Here is an 18,066-nt window from a genome sequence, read left to right on the forward strand (position 1 = left end):
TGGGACGGGTGGCTCGAAGGGTCGTCAGGGGATGCCCTCCGGGTGGGTATCCAGCCACTCCTCGCCGTCCTCGGGTGTGGTGTAGAGGTCGATCGGGGCCGGGGTGACGAACTCGTCGGACTTCTCGCCCGCGATGACGCTCTCGACCGTCTCACCGGCCAGGAGTCCCACCTCGATGCCGGAGATGTCGACGTTGGCCTTGAGGATCGTGTGGTCCGACAGCGCGCGGGCGGCGTCGGTGGACATGTCGCTGCCGAAGACCACGACCTCGCCCTCCGCACCGCGGTTGCCCACGGCGCGGACCGCGCCCATGGTGGCCCCGCCGGCTTCGCCGTAGAAGGCGTCCAGGTCGGGGTGGGCGGTGAGGAGTCGTTCGCTCACGTCGACGGCCTCGTCGATGGTGGCGCCCTCCTGGTTGGCGACGATCTGCGCGTCGGGCAGTCGGTCGAAGAGCGCGTCCTCGAATCCTTCGCGTCGCTGCACGCAGACCTCGACGAACTCGCAGTTGACGACGGCGATCTGCGGGTCCCGCACCCCTTCGCTTTCGAAGTGGTCCGCGGCGGAGTCGCCGAGCAGCCGCCCGAACTCGTGGGGGTCACCGAGGATGTAGGAGGTCACGTACTCCTGGGCGGCCTCGTCCTCGATGCAGGTGTTGTAGCAGATCACCGGCACGCCGCTCTCGTGGGCCAGGCGCAGGGCCGGGATCGAGGCGGTGGCCGAGACCGGTGACAGCACCAGGGCGTCGACGTCGGCCGATGAGGCGACGTCGACGAAGGTGCTCTCCTCCGAGGCGTCGCCGCGGGCGTTGAGCTCCAGGAGTTGGAGTTCGCGTCCGGAGTTCTCGGCGTGATTCTGCATGCCCTGACGGACTCCCGCGTAGAAGCCCTGCGCGTCCATGTAGACCACGCCGATGCGGCCGTCCTCTCCGAGCCGGGCGCCGCATCCGGCGAGTGTCAGCACGCACATGACGGCGGCGAGCGTGGCGAGCGCACGGCCCGAGAGGCGTGGCGGTCGTCTGCCCATGGGGGTCCTCCTTGACATAGGGCGCACCGCTCACCTGCACGGACGCCTTTCTCAACTGTGCATGAGCATCGCAGAGTGACCCAGGTAACGTCAATAATAAATACTAATTAATTATTTTACGGGTGCGTGCGGGGGTGACCCCCGCCCTGAACGCACGTCGGGGAGGCTCCCCGAACGGGAGCCTCCCCGGAGCACCTCCTCGCGCTACTTCACCGCGCCCGCCGACAGCCCGGACACGAGGTAGCGCTGGATCAGCATGAAGGCGATGACCACCGGCAGGGAGATGGTCAGCGATGCCGCCAAGAGTTGGTTCCACAGCGTGTCGGTCTGGCTGGTGTAGAGCTTGAGCCCGATGGAGAGCGTGCGGGTCTCGGTGTCGGTCAACACCGAAGCGAACAGCACCTCGCCCCAAGCCGTGATGAACGCGAACACACCGACCGCGATGATGCCGGGCCTGGCCACCGGGAGGATGACACGGACCAGGGCACCGACCCTGGTCGTGCCGTCGATCATCGCCGCCTCCTCCAACCCCTCGGGGATGGCGCTGAAGTACCCGGCCAGCATCCAGATCGAGAACGGTAGGGCGAAGGTCAGATAGGTGATGATCAGCCCGAGGTAGGAACCGGTGAGCTCGATACCGAGGAGGTCTTCCACCCGGACGAAGATCAGGAAGAGCGGTAGCAGGAACAGGATGCCCGGGAACATCTGCGTCGAGAGCACCGTCATGCTGAACAGCCTCTTGCCGCGAAAACGCAGCCGCGACAGTGGATAGGCCGCGAGCACCGCCACCAGCAGCGACAGGACCGTCGCCGTGGTCGTGACGATGAGGCTATTGACGAGGTAGCTCGCCAAGGGGATCGTCGTCCACATGTCCACGAACGGCTGGAAGGTGAGCCGGTCGGGGAACCACGTGAACGTCCCCCGGACGTTTTCCAATGGCTTCACCGAGGTCACCACCAGCACATACAGCGGCAGCACGGTGAACACGGTGAGAAAGGTCAGAACGACCCTTCGAAACCAACGGAACCCCTTGGTCTCAATCATTGCCACTCCCCTTGGGCAGCACCATTCGGACGTACATCGCCGACGCGACGATCAGCACGACCAGCAGCATCACACTCATCGCGGCGCCCAACCCGAAGTTCCAGTTGACGAAGGAATGCTCATAGATGAGTGGCGATATCAACCGTGCGCTCTCGGGCGAGGTATCACCGAAGAGCAGATAGGGGATGTTGAACTCGTTGAACGTCCACAACCCCATGACGAGCAGGACGACCAGATTCGCCGGTCGGATCATGGGAAGCGTGATATTGGTGAACCGTTTCCAGGTCGAGGCGCCGTCGATGGCGGCGGCCTCGTACACGTCCGCGGGAATACTCTGTAGCGCCGCCAACAACATCAAGAACGCGAACGGCCACAGGCGCCACACCGACACGATCACCAGCACCCAGAACGCGTTCTCACCGATGAGCCAGAAAGGACGTTCGTCCAACAGGCCCAGGTCCTGCACGAGTACGCGGTTGACCATGCCATCGCGCTGGTTGAACATGAACGCCCAGAGAATGGCGGCGACGTAGACCGGCAGCGCGTAAGGCACCAGGAACAGCGTGCGAAGCACGCCGCGCCCCCGGAACTTCGTGTTCAGCGCGACGGCCGCCGCCATGCCCAGCGCCCACGACAACCCCACCACCAGCACCGTGTAGACGATGGTGCGGATCAGGCTTTCGAACAGGGCGTTGCCCAGGGCGCTCCCGGGATCGAGACCGCGTACGAAGTTGTCGAACCAGACGAACGGCGCCGTCGTCCATCGCCGGATGGTCAGCTGCGTCAGCGAGGTGAACGAGATGTAGATCCCCAGGAGCATGGGGATGATGTGGATCGATAACTCCAGCACCGCCGCCGGCAGAATCATGCCGTACGGCAGGAACCAGCCCGGTCGGCGCGACCGTTTCCGGCCGGACCCGGACTCGGGCGCGGACCCGGACTCGGGCACGGCACCGGACCGCGGTTCTTCGGTGAACGACATCTGGTGCCCTCCATCGGTCGGCCGCCCCACCTCGTGGGCGAGACGGCCGACGGGGTACTCCGCGCTCAGTTCGCGGCGTCCATCTCGGCCTCGGCGTCCTCCATGGCCTGACGGATGTCGGCCTCGGTGATCTCGCTTCCGGTCGCGATGTCGGCGAAGATCCCACCGATCGCCGCACCGAGCACCGTCTCCATCTGTCCCTCTTCGGGGATCAACGGCATCGGTTCGGAGTGTTCGGAGAGGATCCGTTGGAAGGTGTCCATCGACTCGTCCTGGAGGTCTTCGTTGTCGTAGGACTCGGTGGCCACCGGCAGCGTCTGGAACTCTTGCGAGAGGTAGACCTGCTCCTCCGGGCTGGTCAGGTGCTCGACCAGCTGCAACGCGCCCTCTTGGTCGTCGGTGTCGTTGAAGACACTGATGTTGATGCCGGCCGCGATGCTCTGCACCGGCTCCCCCGGGAGTGGGTCGAGTACGGGCACCTCGGCGATCTCGTAGTCGTCGAAATCGCGAGCGGCCATGGTGGTACGGGCGCTGCCCTGCACGATGATCATGGCCGAGCGCTCATCGACGAAGTCGCTGATGGCCTGGGTGCCGTCGCTGAACTCGGCGCTGCTGGGGTCGACGACGTCCTCCGTGGCCATCAGGTCCACCCACTGCTTGACCGCGGCGACCTGCTCGTCGGAGGAGAAGGTGGGCCCCTGCTCCGCCCACAGGTGTCCGCCCTGCTGTCGACCGAGGATGAAGGCCATGTGGGAGTTCTGACGCTCGTTGCCGCCCTCCAGCCCGAATCCGTACTGGTCGATCTCACCATCGTCATCGGTGTCACGGGTCAACTCGTTCGCGGTGTCGACGAACTCCTCCCACGTCGCGGGCGGCTCTTCGATGCCCGCCTCCTCGAACATGGTGGGGTTGTAGAACAACGCGTAGGACAGGCCGTAGAGCGGCACCGACGTCGGGGGTTGTCCCTCGGCGCCACCCGTGGCGAAGCTGCTGGTGACGAAGCGTTCCTCTCCGCCCACCGCCTCCAGTTCCGCGCCTTCGAAGGGCACGAAGGCACCCGTCTCCTGAAGGCTGGCCGCCCAGGTGTTGCCGATGTTGAGCACATCGGGCGAATTGCCGCTACTGACCGCGGTGAGGACGCGGTTGTACAACTCACTCCAGGGGACGACCTCCAGTTCGACCTCGATTCCGGTCTCCTCCGTGAAGCGGTCGAGCGCGGGCTGGAGGACCTCCAGGTCCTCCTCCACACTCGCGCCCTGATTACTGGCCCAATAGGTCAGGGTGTCGCCCTCGGAACCTTCGTCGGGACCGCAGGCGGTCAATGCGGCGACGAGTCCGAGCGCGGTCGAAGCGGACAACACCGCTCTGGCGGAAATCTTCACGACCGTCTCCGTTTCCTATTGGTCATGCGCACCCGCCCGTCACCGACGGTTCGAAGCGCAAGGGAATCGACCGGCCACGTGTTCTCCGATCGGCATCCGACCAATCAGGTAAACCGGTTTACTTCGCAAGTGTAAATGGGATTTTACGCACACAGGAGAGGTGGTTGTCAACTACCCGTGACTGAAGTCCACGGGCTTGCGGGTAGGCGCCCACCTGGTGGATGGATCCCACCTCCCGCGTCCGACACACCTCCTATGTGGAGGGTGCTGGGGCGGTTGACCAACGCCCCGCTATCCACGCCACTTCGCCTCGGTGGGCGAGGTTGCGTGCAGCATTGACATCGGCGTGCAACACCACACCACAGCTTCGGCAGACGAACCGGTTTCTGGTGGGCCGGTTGCGTCTGCTGGTGTGGTCGCACTCCGAGCACGTCTGAGAGGTGTAGGCCGGCCACGGATGCCCCGAAGGTCCCCCAGGACGATCCCGTGATCGGTGCGTTCGGCCCGCTCCACGATGCGCTTGGAAATCGTGTGGTTCACATCCCGCGCCCGCCGCGCCTCCCGGCGACGCAGACGCTTCAACACCCGTTTGGCGCGGAGTTCGTTCTGCTGCCTGCGCTGCCGGTTCAGGTGGCGTCCGACGAACCGGTCCCCGGTGGAGGTGGCCCGCTGACGGCGCGGGGAGCCCTTCCGGCCCAGGTTCCCGGCCTTCAGGTTCGCCTGCCGGGTGGTGTAGGCATCGCACACCTTGCCCAGTACCCGCATCGTCGGCTGCGCCGACAAGACGAACCTGGCTTTCAACTCGTGGTAGACGGCCTCGTTGCAGGCACGCAGGGTCGCCTGTAGTGCCTGCGCCTGTTCCGGCGAAGGCGGCAGCTTGACCCGCACCACCAGCTTCATCACCGAACACGCTGACCACCCCCGACCAGGACGCGGGGGGTGGAACCGTTACCCGAGTGGACCCGGCCGCCCGGAGGACTCCCTCAGACAAAGCCCACCGGTCAGCACTGTCGACAGCGGCGGTTCCTGTCCCTTGAGCATGTCCAGCAGAATGCGGGCCCCCGCGCTGCCCAATGCTCGGTGCCTGCTACGGACGGTCGTCAGCGGCGGCGAGACGAACGAGGCCAGGGGAATGTCGTCGAACCCGGCCACAGCCATGTCGTCGGGAACCACCAGCCCGGCTTTCCCCAATACCGAGTAGCCTCCGACGGCCATGATGTCGCTGCCGTAGAAGATGGCCGTGGGGCGTTCGTCGACGTGCAGGTCGATGAGGCGCTGTGTGGCCCGGGCTCCACCTTCGATCGTGTAACCCCCCTGTTCCTCGACCGGGCCCGGTTCCAGCCCGAACTCGCGGACCGCCTGCTCCCAGTGGCGCCTGCGCTGGAACGCGTGCAGCATGTCGGGAGCGCCCTGGACATGGGCGATACGACGATGGCCCGCCTCGACGAAGCTCCGCACGAGACCGCGGATCGCCTCCTCGGAGTCGATGGTGACGGAAGGGAGGTCCGTGGAGCCCTCGGGCACACCGACCACGACGGCGGGCGCGCCCACACGGCGCAACAACTCGGGACGGCCGTCGTCCACCCGCAGGTCGGTGACGAGGAAACCGTCGACGAAGCGGTCATTGAACAACCGCTCGTAGGTCGCGGTCTCGGTCCGGGTGTCGGGCACGAAGCGGATGACGGTGGCGTGCTCCTCGCCGGAGAGCACCGACTCGATACCCGACAGGACCGAGGGGAAGAACGCGTCGAAGTCGAGTATCTCGGGGGAACGGCGCACCACCAGACCGATGGTGCCCAGCGGCTTGCCATTGAGCGCTCGTGCGGCGTAACTCGGGCTCCAGCCCAAGTCCACCGCCGCCTGACGAATGCGCTCACGGGTGTCTGAACTGGCCCCGGTGCCGCTGTTCAACGCCCGCGACACCGCGCCCTTGGACACGCCCGCTCGTCTGGCGACGTCACTGATCGTGGGACGCTTTCGTCCCGTGTTCCCACTCGTCATAGGGGGGATGATAGTGGGACCGGGGTCCACACCCGATTCGGCCGTATCCGGGCGCGGACCCCTGACTCACCCCTGGGAGCGCGGTTCGTCGTGCAGCGGTTCCACGGGCGGGGCGGTTCCGCCCTGGAGCTCGTGTTGCAGGGCGTCGAGTTCGGCGCCCCCGGCCATGTGGTGGGTGAGCGCCTCCGGGGACAGGTTCTCGCGGGGCTCGTCCAGTTCCACCGCACCCAACTTGAGCACGGTGAAGTGATCACCGACCAGGTGGGCGTGGTGGGGGTTGTGGGTGATGAACACGACGCCCAGCCCGGCCTCGCGAGCGGCGTTGACGTACTTGAGCACCACCCCGGACTGTTTGACCCCGAGCGCGGCGGTGGGCTCGTCCAGGATGAGCACCCGCGCCCCGAAGTAGATGGCGCGGGCGATCGCCACCACCTGGCGTTGCCCGCCGGACAGGTGGCCCACGGACGCGTCGATGTCGGGCAGGTCGATGCCCATCTTGCGCAGTTCGGTGTCGGCGATGGAACGCATGCGCGCCACGTCGAGCATCGACAGCGGGCCCCGGCCTCGGCGCAGTTCCGAACCGAGGAAGAAGTTGCGCCACACCGGCATGAGCGGAACCAGCGCCAGGTCCTGGTAGACGGTGGCGATGCCCCGGTCCAGGGCCTGACGCGGCGAGGTGAGGGCCACGTGTTCGCCGTCCACCAGGTACTCCCCCGCGGTGGGGGCGTACAGGCCGGAGAGGATCTTGATGAGGGTGGACTTCCCGGCACCGTTGTCACCGAGCACACAGGTGACCCGTCGGGCGTGGACCCGCAGGTCGACACCGGTCAGGGCACGGATGTTGCCGAAGTGGCGGTGCACGCCGCGCAGCTCCAGCAGGGGTGTGTCGTCGTTGCCCATGGTCACCTCCGGTTGGCCTGGGTGCGCACCCAGCCGTTGATCACGACGGCGGCGAGCAGCATCGCGCCGACGAAGAACATGACCAGATTGTTGTCCCATCCGGCGTAGACAATGCCCTGGCGGGTCATGCCGTAGATGAACGCGCCGATGGCGGCGCCGATCACCGTGCCGTACCCGCCGGTGAGCAGGCACCCGCCCACGACGGCGGCCATGATGTACAGCAGTTCGTTGCCCACACCCTCGCCGGACTGGACGGTGTTGAAGGCGAAGAGCAGGTGCATGCCGGAGAACCAGGCGAAGAAGCCCACCGTCATGAACAGGCCGATCTTGACGCGGGCGACGGGGACACCGACGGCGCGGGCGCTCTCGGCGTCGCCGCCCACCGCGTAGATCCAGTTGCCCACGCGGGTGCGCACCAGCACCCAGGTGGCCAGGGCCACGAACAGCAGCCACCACAGGACGGTGACGCGCACCGACACCCCGCCCAGGGAGAAGGTGGAGGCGAACACCGCCCGCGCCGACTCGAACCCGTCCATGTCGGAGATGTCGCGGGTGGACACTCCCCCGGTGACCAGGCGGGTGACCGCGATGTTGATGCCCTGGAGCATGAGGAACATCGACAGGGTGACCAGGAAGCTGGGCAGTCGGGTGCGGGTGAGGATCCACCCGTTGAGGAACCCCACGGCCAGGGAGATCGCGAGCGCGAACAGGGCGCCGACCCACACGTTCAGCGAGAACCACCAGGCGAACATGGACGCGGTCAGCGCCGAGGTGATGACGGCCACGCCGGCGGACAGGTCGAACTCGCCGCCGATCATCAGCAGGGCCACGCCCACCGCCATGATGCCGATGGTGGAGCCCGCGTAGAGGATGGTGGCCATGGCCGAACCCGTGCGGAAGGGTTCGGCGATGGTGAAGAACACCGCGAACACGACGACGGCGCCCAGCAACGACCCGACCTCGGGGCGGGTCAGGAAGCGGCGTAGTGGGCCCCGGCGGCCCACGCGCAGTGTCTTCTCCCCGCCCTCGGCGGCGGGAGGCACCTTGGGTGCCACTGTGCTGCCCATGGTCAGCGCGTTCCCCTCTCCGCGTACTCGGCGACCTCGTCGATGTTGGTCTCGTCGATGAACGCCGGGCCGGTCAGGACGGGTTGTCCACCGCCCAAGGTGTTGCCGTTGGTGCGGTACAGCCACAGCGACTCCACCGCCAGGTAGCCCTGGAGGTAGGGCTGTTGGTCCACGGCCCACAGCACGTCGCCGGACTGGAGGGCGGTCACGAGTTCGGCGTTGGTGTCGAAGGTCGCGACGGCCGCCTCGCTGCCCGCGTCCTCGACGGCGTCCAAGGCGGTGATGGCGACCGGAGCGCCCAGGGCGGCGACCAGGTCGACGTCGGTGGACTCCTCCAGACGGGCGGAGATGGACGAACGCACCTCGGGCATGTTGGCACTGTCGACGTAGAGCGTCTCGGACTCGCCGTCGAACTCCTCGGCCAGGCCCTCACAGCGTGATTCCAGGCCGACGTTGCCCTGTTCGTGGATGACGCAGACGACGTTCTCCAGGCCCTCCTCGTCGAGGCGTTCGCCGAACGCCTCGCCGGCCAGGTGCTCGTCGGTGCCGAAGTACTGCTGTACGCCCAGGTCCTGCCATTGTTCGATGCCGGAGTTGAGGGCCACCACCGGGATGTCGGCGGCCTCGGCGGCGGCCAGGGCCCCCTCCATGGCTTCCGGGCTGGGCAGGGTGATGGCGATGCCGTCGACGCCGCGGTCGACGGCGTTCTGCACCAGGCTCGCCTGTTCGCCGGCCTCGGGGTCGGCCGCGTACTCCAGTTCGACGCCGCTCTTCTCGGCGGAGGCCTCGGCACCGTTGCGCACGATGTCCCAGAAGGTGTCGCCCTGCACCTGGTGGGTGATCATCGCGATGGTCAGGTCGACGGTCTCGGCGTCGTCGGCGGGCTGTTCTCGGCCGCCCTCGGAGCTACAGGCGGTGGCGAACAGGAGCGCGCCGAGGGCTCCCAGGGCCATGGCCCGGGTGGTGGGTGTGCGTTGCATCGTGGCCTCCGGGGGATCTGTCGAATAGGTGTGCGGTGGTTTCAGGGCAGGCGCTGGTGGCGTGCGCCCAGACCGCACCCGTTGAGGTAGCGGCGGGTGCGTTCGGCGATGGGGCGGGGCACGTCGAACCCGCAGGGGTACAGGTCCTGTTCGACGATGACGAACACGCGCGCGTCCACCTCGGCCAGGGCGTCGACCACGGAGGCGGGCGAGGGCACCCCGGCGGGGGGTTCCACGCACACCCCGCGCCGGACCGCCTCACCGAAGCTCAACCCCTCCGTCTCCACCTGGCGGAGGATCTCGGGGTCCATCTGCTTGATGTGCACGTAGCCGACGCGTTCGGCGTAGCGGCGGATGAGGTCGACGGCGTCGCCGCCCCCGTAGGCGACGTGTCCGGTGTCCAGGCACAGCGACACCAGGTCGGGGTCGGTGGCGTCCAGGAACCGTTCGATCTCCTCCTGGGTGCGCACGTGGGTGTCGGCGTGCGAGTGCAGGCACAGGCGCACGTCGTACTCGCCGAGCAGGATCCGGCCGAGCTCGTCGGCGGTGCGGGTCAGGTGCGTCCACTGGTCGGCGTCCAGGGTGGGCGACTCGGTGTACTCCCCGGTGCGCTGGTCGCGGTACATGGGTGGGATGAACACCAGGTGATGGGCGCCCACGGCCGCGGTGAGCTCGGCGACCGTGCGGGCGGTGGCGAAGGTGTCCTCGCGGTTGTGCGCGTTGTGCAGGTCCCCGAAGACGGTGCCGCCGCTGACGCGCAGACCCCGACGGGCGACCTCGTCGGCGAGCAGGGCGGGGTCGGTGGGCAGGTAGCCGTAGGGGCCCAGTTCGAGCCACCCGTAACCGGAGTCGGCGAGTTCGTCGAGGAACCGGGGCCAGGGAATCTGGAGGGTGTCGTCGGGGAACCACACACCCCAGGAGTCGGGGGCCGAGCCCAGGACGAGGTGGTCGTGGACGGTGCGGGGTCCGGTGTGTGCCGCTGTGTCGGTCATGGCTGCTCCTCGCGGGGGCTCACAGGTGGTGGCGGCGGGTGCTCCGGTGCCGCTCGTATTCGTGGTGGGCGCGCTGGGTGGTGTCGAGGGTGGACACCTCGGCCACGGGCACGTCCCACCAGGCGGTGGTGGGCGGTCCGGGCGCGTGGGGGTCGGTCCGTACGTGGACGACGGTGGTGGTGTGGGCGGCGCGGGCCTCGCGCAGGGCGCCGGGCAGGTCGCCCGGGTCCTCCACCCGGATGACGTGCGCGCCGAGGCTGGCCGCGTTGGCCGCCAGGTCCACCGGCAGTGGGGCGCCGTCCAGCAGTCCGGTGGTGGGATCGCGGTAGCGGTAGCCGGTGCCGAAGCGTTGGGATCCCACGCTCTCGGACAGGGAGCCGATGGAGGCGAAGCCCTGGTTGTCGACCACGACGATGACGATCGCGACGCGTTCGGCGACCAGGGTGGCGATCTCCTGGGCGAGCATGAGGTAGGAACCGTCACCGACCAGTACGAACACCGACCGGTCGGGGGCGGCCAGTTTCACGCCGAGGCCGGCGGCGATCTCGTAGCCCATGCACGAGTAGGCGTACTCGACGTGGTAGCCCTTGGGGTCCCGAGCCCGCCAGAGTTTTTGCAGGTCGCCGGGCATACTCCCGGCGGCGTTGACGACGACGTCGCGGTCGTCCAGGACGTCGTTGAGGGTGCCGATGACGGCGCTCTGCGCGGGCAGACCGCCGTGGAGGCCGGCGCGACGCGAGTGATCGGCCTCGGTGACCCAGTCCGCCGCCAGGGCGCGGGAGCGGTGTTCGTGGTCGGGGTCCACCCGCCACCCGGTCAGGGCCTCGCGCAGCGCGGTGAGGGTGGCGCGGGCGTCGGCGACGACCTCGGTCGCGGCCAGTTTGGCGGCGTCGAAGCGGGCGACGTTGACGTTGACGAAGTGCGCGTTCGGGTGTTGGAAGAGGGTGCGGCTGGCCGTGGTGAAGTCGCCGTAGCGGGTGCCGACGCCGATCACCAGGTCGGCCTCGCGGGCGAGTTCGTTGGCCGAGCGCGCCCCGGTGGCGCCGAGCCCGCCCACGGCCCGGGGGTGGTCCCAGGGCAGGGCGCCCTTGCCTGCGTGGGTATCGGCGACGGGGACACCGGTGGCCTCGGCGAAGTCGCGCAGCTCGGCGGTGGCGCGCGAGTAGACCACCCCTCCCCCGGCCACCAGCAGAGGGCGGCGGGAGGCGCGGATGGCCTCGACGGCGCGGGCCAGGGCCGCGGGTTCGGGCTGGGGGCGGCCCACATGCCAGAGGCGTTCACGGAAGAACTCCAGGGGCCAGTCGTGCGCCTGGGCCTGGACGTCCTGGGGCAGGCACAGGGTGACGGCGCCGGTCTCCACGGGGTCGGTGAGCACCCGCATCGCCGCCAGGGCGGCGGGAACGAGCTGTTCGGGCCGGGTGAGGCGGTCCCAGTAACGGGAGACGGGGCGCAGGGCGTCGTTGACGGTGACGTCCCCGGCGCGCGGGTCCTCCAACTGTTGCAGGGCCGGGTCGACCGCGCGGCTCGCGAACATGTCCGAGGGCAGCAGTAGGACGGGGACCCGGTTGGTGGTGGCCAGGGCGGCGCCGGTGACCATGTTGGTGGAACCGGGGCCGGTGGAGGCGGTGCAGGCGTAGGCGGACAGCCGGTCGGTGGCCTTGGCGTAGGCGGCGGCGGTGTGCACCATGGCCTGTTCGTTGCGGGCCAGGTGGTAGGGCAGGTCCGCTTCGCCGGTGAGGGCGGCCTGGAGCAGGGCCTGACCGATACCGGCGACGTTGCCGTGGCCGAAGATGCCCCACACGCCGGCGATGAGGCGGTGGCGTTCACCGTCGCGTTCGGTGTACTGGACGGCCAGGAACCGCACCAGGGCCTGGGCGGTGGTGAGCCGGACGGTGTCGCCCGGGTCGGTGGGATCGGTCGCTACGGGCTGGTTCACGCCCGACCTCCTCTGCCTCGATGCGAGCACAACGGCAGCCGCGGATCCATCGGCTGTTCGGCCCAGGTGTCCCGGACCCAGGCGTGGGAGGGGTGGTCGCTGATCCTCCAGGCCCGTTCGGTTCCGGGGCCGGCCATGACGTTGAGGTAGTACATGTCGTATCCGGGCGCGGCCATGGACGGGCCGTGCCACCCGTGCGGGACCAGGACCACGTCCTCGCTGCGCACCTCGGCCATGACCTCGATGGGTCGCCGTTCGGTGCCGTGCACCCGGTGGTAACCCACGCCGTGCCCGTGCGGTCCGTCGGCGACCTCGAAGTAGTAGATCTCCTCCAGCTCCGACTCGGTGGCGGTGGCCTCGTCGTGTTTGTGCGGCGGGTAGGAGGACCAGTTCGCCGAGGGGGTCAGGACCTCGCACACCAGGAGCCGGTCGGCGACGAAGGTGCCCGGCAGGCACAGGTTGTTGACCTGGCGGCTGCTCTGTCCGGCCCCGCGCAACTCCACGGGAACGTCCTCGGCGGCGCCGTACCGGGCCGGCAGGGCCCGGTCGCAGCGCGAGGCGGGCAGGGCGAAGCGGCCTCCGCCCCGGCTGGCGACGGTGGCGCGGGCGCCGCGCGGCAGGTACACGAAGTCGCTCACCCGCGAGAACACGTCGTCGCGCCCCTCCACCTCGAAGACCACCGAGTCCAGGGCGACCGTGCACCCGCCCTCCAACGGCAGGACGAGAGTCTCGGAGTGCCCGGTGGTGATCTCGGCCGACTGCCCGGGCGCCAGTTCCAACACCCGCAGGCCCGAGTATCCCCAACCGGCGGTGTCGGGGGTGACGACGGTACGGAACGGCGGCTGGGCGGTGCTCAGCGCGGACAGGTGGTGTTCGGTGCTCACAGCAACCCCACAGCGGTGTCGACGGCGGCCTCGACGTCGTCGTCGGCCGGGTACAGAAGGGACCGGCCCACGGCCAGTCCGATGACGGTCGGTGGTTCCAACGCCTTGGCCCAGCGGGCATAGGCGGCGTCCGGGTCGGCGGCGACCTCACCGCCCAGAATGACCGTGGGCAGTGTCGTGGCGGCGGCGACACGCTCCATGTCCTCGACGGCGGGGAGTTTGAGCCAGGTGTGCGCCGAGGAGGAACCGAGTCCGGCGGCGATGGTGGCGGCGCGGGTGACGGACTCGGTGGACAGGTCGTTGCGCAGCCCCTCGCGGGGGCCGTCCGCCCGCCGGGCCACGAAGGGTTCCACCATCGCGACCAGTCCGTTGTCGGCCAGGTCGGCCACGGCCCGGGCGCAGTGCTCCAGGGTGCGGGCGGTGCGGTCGTCGGCGTAGTCCAGGCGCAGCAGCATCTTGCCGCCCTCGAAACCGGAGCGGGCCAGACCGTGTGCGGTGTAGCCGGTGAAACGGTCGTCGACCTCGAAGGAGGCGCCCGCCAGGCCTCCCCGGTTCATCGATCCGAACACCACCTTGCCGTCCAGGGCGCCCAGCAGGAGCAGGTCCTCCAAGACGTCGGCGGTGCCCAGGACCCCGGTCACTCCAGGGCGGGCCAGGGCGGTGCACAGGCGGGAGAGCAGGTCGGCGCGGTCGGCCATGGCCAGGGAGCGCTCCCCCGCGCGCAAGGATCCGCGGGCGGGGTGGTCGGCGGCGATGATGAGCGCCCGCCCCGAGGGGCCCACCGGGCCGGTGGGACGTCTTCGCCCGTCGGCGGCCTCGGTGATGGCGGCGGGACGGTACAACCGGGCGCGGGTGAGTTCCCGGAGGCCTTCTCGGGTGATGGTGTGGCCGGCAGGGGCCGCGTCATCGAACACGGGGCGTCCCCTCCACGGTCGTCTCCAGGACGGTGAGCACCTCGTCGGTGGTGGGCATGGCGTCCGAACAGGCCAGGCGGGAGGCGACGATGGCGCCGGCGACGTTGGCGAACCGGAGCGTGCGTTCGGTGGGCCACCCGGCGAGCAGGCCGTGGCACAGCGCCCCGCCGAAGGCGTCCCCGGCGCCGAGCCCGTTGACCACCTCCACCGGAACCGGCGGTGCCCGGTGCAGGCCGGTGTCGTCGGCGGCCAACACCCCGTCGGGGCCCTGTTTGACCACGGCCAGGGACAGGCCCAGCTCACGGCCCCGGCGAGCGGCTTCGACGGGGTCGCGGGTACCGACGGCCGTCTCCCATTCGTCGAGGTTCCCGCAGGCCACGGTGGCCAGGGGTAACGCCTCGAAGACGTGCTGCCTCGCCTGTTCGCGCGAGCCCCAGAACATGGGGCGGTGATCCAGGTCCAGGACGGTGGGGTGACGGCGCTCGCGTGCGCGCAGCGCGGTGAGGGTGGCGGTGCGGCCTGGTTCGCGGCACAGTCCGGTGCCGGTGGCCCAGAACAGGTCGGCTCGGGCGATGGCGCCGGTGTCGAGTTCGTCGGCCTCCACGAGCAGGTCCGGGGCGGGGTCGCGGCCGTAGAAGTACAGCGGGAAGTCGTCGGGCGGGAAGAGTTCGCACAGGGTGATGGGGGTGGCGGTGCCCGGCACGGCGGTGACGAAGCGGTCGTCCACCCCGAAACCGTGCAGGGCCCGGTGCACGAACCGACCCAGGGGGTCGTCGCCGGTGCGAGTGATGACGGCGCAGGCGCGCCCGTGGCGGGCGGCGGCCACCGCGACGTTGGTGGGGCTGCCGCCGAGGAACTTGGCGAACGACTCCACCTCGTCCAGGCCGACCCCCACCTGCTGCGGGTAGATGTCGACACCGACCCGACCCATGGTGATCACCTCGGTCCGCGGGTCCGGATCGTTCACGGCCGCACCTCCGTCAGACGGACCGGACGGCGTTCTCGACGCGACAGGTCGGCGGCCTCGGCGATCAGCACCGCCTCCAAGGCGTCGGCGACCGTGCACGGGCTGGGGGCGTCATCGGCGACCATGGCGACGAACGCACCGATCTCGGCCTCGTAGGCGGCGGTGAAGCGGGGCCAGAACACCTCCCAGGGGTCGCCCACCGGGAAGTCGACCCCGGGTTCGGCCGAACGCAGCGGCACCTGGTCGTCCAGTCCGACGACCAGGGTGGAGCGGGAGCCGGCGAGTTCCATGCGGACGTCGTACCCCGCCCCGTTGTACCGGGACCCCTGGAGCGTGGCCAGGGTGCCGTCGTCCAGGCGCAGCACCGCGGCGGAGGTGTCGACGTCACCGTGGTCGGCGAAGTAGGACTCGCCCCGGTTGGCCCCGTAGGCGAAGACCTCCTCGACCTCGCGTCCGGTGACCCAGCGCAGGATGTCGAAGTCGTGCACGTGGCAGTCGTGGAACAACCCACCGGAGGAGGCGATGTATCCGGCGGGTGGCGGCGCCATGTCGCAGGTCAGGGCGTGGACCCGATGCAGGTCGCCGAGTTCGCCCGCGCGGACGGCACTGTGGGCGCGCAGGTACCCGGGGTCGAAGCGGCGCATGAAGCCGACGTGCACCGGGGTCTTGGCGCGCTGGACCTCCTCCAGTATCCGGACGGTCTCCGCGACCGTGGGAGCGACCGGTTTCTCGCAGAAGACGGGGACCTCGGCGGCGATCCCGGCCCGGATCAGCGCGGGGTGGGCGGGGGTAGCGGCGGCGATCACCAACGCGTCCACGGCGCCGGGGCGAAGGAGTGCGTCAACCTCGACCGACCGGGCACCGACCTTGGCCGCGACGGCGCGGGCACGGTCGACGTCGACGTCGGCGAGCAGGAGTTCGGCCACCTCGGGGCGGGCTCGAAGGGCGGCGGCGTGTGACTGTCCGATGCGTCCGGTTCCGACCAGGCCAATGCGCATGTGGCTCCCTGGGTGTAGCGCCTATCACATCAGGGACTTATGCTCACCCTTCACTCTTCCCGATGTCAATACTTTGTCTAGACATACTGATGTAGTAACCTCATGTTCCGTTTCCCCGTCCACGAGGTAGCACCGGTGACCCACAGCCCTCTGTCCATCGACCTGGACCGCAGCAGCCCCGTGCCGCTCTACTTCCAGGTCGCCCAGGAGCTGGAACGACGGATCATGTCGGGCGAGATGCCCGCGGGCACCCGCTTGGAGAACGAACTCGTGCTGGCCGAACGGCTGGGCCTGTCCCGACCGACCCTGCGTCAGGCCATCGAATACCTGGTGGACCGCGGCATGCTGGTGCGCAAACGCGGCGTGGGCACCCAGGTGATCCGCCCCCGCGTACGCCGCCCGGTGGAGCTGTCCAGCCTCTACGACGACCTGGCGCGCGTGGGCGAGGAACCCCGCACCCGGGTGCTGCGCCTGGCCGTGGAGGTGCCGCCCGACCCCGTCGCGGCGCAGATGGAACTACCCCCCGGGACCGAGGTGTACGTGCTCGAACGTCTGCGTCTGGCCAAGGACGAACCCCTGGCCCTGATGCGCAACCACCTGCCCCTGGGCCTGGTGGAGTTGGACGAGGGCGAGCTCTCCGCACAGGGGCTCTACCGCCTGCTGCGCGCCGCCGGAGTCACGTTGAAGATGGCCTCGCAGAGCATCGGCGCGCGCAACGCCACCCCCACCGAGGCCGAGGCCTTGGACGAGCCGCCGGGCGCACCGCTACTCACCATGGAGCGAGTGGTCTACGACGACACCGGTCGTGTGGTGGAAGTGGGCTCCCACGTCTACCGCGCCTCCCGGTACTCCTTCGAACTCACCCTCACCGGCTGATCCGTCCTACCCCGAGCTCGCCCACCTCCGCCACGAAAGGGCCTTTTTCCAAGGGGTGTTCGTCATGCACTTGGCCGCTCCCGAGCAGGAGCGGTTGAAGTGGCGCCGTTGGAGACCGTTCCGGACCTACGCGCAGCCCTTACGGGCCCCCGCCCCCACCGAGGTGCTTGACGTACGGGAACCGTCATCCTGGCGGGAACACCGGCTCGGCGACGTACACATCGTCGACTTCCTCGCCGGGGGCCGGCACTGGGAGATGGCGGTGGTCATCATCGACACCGACGTCGTCATCACTGCCCTCACCGAATCCTGGTCCTGAAACCACGGGAGCCGGAAAGCGCGGGTGTCGGAAAGCGCGGGTGCCGGCGGGTGACGGCGGGTGACGGCGGGTGACGGAAATTGCGTGGCTCGGTGGGTGAATGTTTTACAGGTGTGCTGGTGGGGGCGCCTGAGGTGGGGGCCTTCTCGTGGTCTCGCACGGTGGGTGTGTGTGGGGGGTGCCTAAGGTCGAATTCCTTGGAGTTGTCGGGCGGGATGGGGTGTGTTGGTGGGGCGCCTGAGGTCGTGTTCCTTGGGGTTGTCGGGCGCGGTTGCGGTGGTCTCCCCCTTCCCCGCCGCGTGATTGTGGCCGTCTCCACTACGCGCGTCAAGGTCGTCGCTGGGGCGGCTTCGCCGAGAGAGCGCTCCACCTTGACCCGCTTCGCTACGACGGCAGTTGGCGGCTATCGGGGAAGCGGGGAGTGGGGTCAGGGACCCAAAAGCCCTTCCGGGCCTTCGGCCCGGGCCCTGACGGGCCGCCGGGCTCCGCCCAGTCCGGCCGCAGCCGGCCGAATCCCTACCCCACCGTCTCGTTGTCTCGTTGAGCGCGTCGCCACTACGTGACCGGTGGGGTCACGAAGGGCCCGCTACAGGTGGGTCGGGTGGTGGTCCGCGTCCCAGCGGTAGCCGGCACCGGTGGGGGGAATGGCAGGAAAGAGGGGTTGTGGATAACCCGCAATGGACGCCATTCCATGATAGGTATGCCGGCGCCCTGAGAAAAGGAAGTAATATACCCGGGAGTAGGACTGCCATTCTTTGGGGCATTGGCATATAATCAGAGTATGATCTTTCCTCCCAGCGC

At 69.0% G+C, this 18,066-nt stretch carries 16 protein-coding genes and 1 pseudogene; 2 read left to right on the top strand and 15 right to left on the bottom strand.

The window, feature by feature from the left end; genetic code table 11:
- Window positions 1-24: 24 nt before the first annotated feature.
- From BQ8420_RS08955 to BQ8420_RS09025, 15 genes and pseudogenes are all read right to left on the bottom strand, one after another.
- Window positions 25-1,023 (bottom strand): substrate-binding domain-containing protein, encoded by a 999-nt coding sequence (locus BQ8420_RS08955; protein ID WP_087097369.1) that lies wholly within the window; start codon window positions 1,021-1,023, stop codon window positions 25-27.
- A 204-nt stretch (window positions 1,024-1,227) separates the two neighbouring features.
- Window positions 1,228-2,067: a carbohydrate ABC transporter permease gene (locus BQ8420_RS08960; RefSeq protein WP_087097370.1), complete on the bottom strand. Its 840-nt coding sequence runs from the start codon at window positions 2,065-2,067 to the stop codon at window positions 1,228-1,230.
- Window positions 2,060-3,049 (bottom strand): carbohydrate ABC transporter permease, encoded by a 990-nt coding sequence (locus BQ8420_RS08965; RefSeq protein ID WP_087097371.1) that lies wholly within the window; start codon window positions 3,047-3,049, stop codon window positions 2,060-2,062. Before BQ8420_RS08965 ends, BQ8420_RS08960 begins: the two co-directional genes overlap by 8 nt.
- A gap of 65 nt (window positions 3,050-3,114) precedes the next feature.
- Window positions 3,115-4,431 (bottom strand): extracellular solute-binding protein, encoded by a 1,317-nt coding sequence (locus tag BQ8420_RS08970; protein ID WP_087097372.1) that lies wholly within the window; start codon window positions 4,429-4,431, stop codon window positions 3,115-3,117.
- Between the two features lie 253 nt (window positions 4,432-4,684).
- Window positions 4,685-5,331: pseudogene (locus BQ8420_RS08975) on the bottom strand (zinc ribbon domain-containing protein).
- Between the two features lie 48 nt (window positions 5,332-5,379).
- Window positions 5,380-6,432 carry a LacI family DNA-binding transcriptional regulator gene (locus BQ8420_RS08980; RefSeq protein ID WP_087097373.1) on the bottom strand — a complete coding sequence of 351 codons (1,053 nt, stop codon included), beginning with the start codon at window positions 6,430-6,432 and terminating at the stop codon, window positions 5,380-5,382.
- Between the two features lie 66 nt (window positions 6,433-6,498).
- A complete protein-coding gene (locus tag BQ8420_RS08985; protein ID WP_087097374.1) occupies window positions 6,499-7,332 on the bottom strand; it encodes an ATP-binding cassette domain-containing protein in 834 nt (277 codons plus the stop codon).
- Between the two features lie 2 nt (window positions 7,333-7,334).
- Window positions 7,335-8,399: an ABC transporter permease gene (locus BQ8420_RS08990; RefSeq protein ID WP_087097375.1), complete on the bottom strand. Its 1,065-nt coding sequence runs from the start codon at window positions 8,397-8,399 to the stop codon at window positions 7,335-7,337.
- 2 nt (window positions 8,400-8,401) lie between these two features.
- Window positions 8,402-9,379, bottom strand: a complete 978-nt coding sequence (locus BQ8420_RS08995; RefSeq protein ID WP_087097376.1) for a substrate-binding domain-containing protein — start codon at window positions 9,377-9,379, stop codon at window positions 8,402-8,404.
- A gap of 41 nt (window positions 9,380-9,420) precedes the next feature.
- Window positions 9,421-10,371, bottom strand: coding sequence for a TIM barrel protein (locus BQ8420_RS09000; RefSeq protein ID WP_087097377.1), 951 nt, complete (start codon window positions 10,369-10,371; stop codon window positions 9,421-9,423).
- Between the two features lie 19 nt (window positions 10,372-10,390).
- Complete coding sequence (gene iolD / locus BQ8420_RS09005; RefSeq protein ID WP_087097378.1) at window positions 10,391-12,307, bottom strand: 3D-(3,5/4)-trihydroxycyclohexane-1,2-dione acylhydrolase (decyclizing); 1,917 nt, start codon at window positions 12,305-12,307, stop codon at window positions 10,391-10,393.
- Entirely contained in the window at window positions 12,304-13,191 is an 888-nt protein-coding gene (gene iolB, locus BQ8420_RS09010; RefSeq protein ID WP_087097379.1) for a 5-deoxy-glucuronate isomerase, read from the bottom strand. Before iolB ends, iolD begins: the two co-directional genes overlap by 4 nt.
- Entirely contained in the window at window positions 13,188-14,072 is an 885-nt protein-coding gene (locus tag BQ8420_RS09015; protein ID WP_087097388.1) for an aldolase, read from the bottom strand. The genes iolB and BQ8420_RS09015 overlap by 4 nt, the downstream gene beginning before the upstream one ends.
- A 22-nt stretch (window positions 14,073-14,094) precedes the next feature.
- A complete protein-coding gene (gene iolC / locus BQ8420_RS09020; protein WP_087097389.1) occupies window positions 14,095-15,036 on the bottom strand; it encodes a 5-dehydro-2-deoxygluconokinase in 942 nt (313 codons plus the stop codon).
- 32 nt (window positions 15,037-15,068) lie between these two features.
- Window positions 15,069-16,070, bottom strand: a complete 1,002-nt coding sequence (locus BQ8420_RS09025) for a Gfo/Idh/MocA family oxidoreductase (RefSeq protein WP_087097380.1) — start codon at window positions 16,068-16,070, stop codon at window positions 15,069-15,071.
- 135 nt (window positions 16,071-16,205) lie between these two features.
- Between BQ8420_RS09025 and BQ8420_RS09030 the strand changes: the two genes are divergently transcribed.
- Both BQ8420_RS09030 and BQ8420_RS09035 read left to right on the top strand, forming a co-directional pair.
- Window positions 16,206-16,946 carry a GntR family transcriptional regulator gene (locus BQ8420_RS09030; protein ID WP_304528886.1) on the top strand — a complete coding sequence of 247 codons (741 nt, stop codon included), beginning with the start codon at window positions 16,206-16,208 and terminating at the stop codon, window positions 16,944-16,946.
- A 64-nt stretch (window positions 16,947-17,010) separates the two neighbouring features.
- Window positions 17,011-17,265: a hypothetical protein gene (locus BQ8420_RS09035; RefSeq protein WP_143847165.1), complete on the top strand. Its 255-nt coding sequence runs from the start codon at window positions 17,011-17,013 to the stop codon at window positions 17,263-17,265.
- Window positions 17,266-18,066: the final 801 nt, after the last annotated feature.

The organism is Nocardiopsis sp. JB363, assembly GCF_900143625.1.
Taxonomy (GTDB): Bacteria; Actinomycetota; Actinomycetes; order Streptosporangiales; family Streptosporangiaceae; genus Nocardiopsis.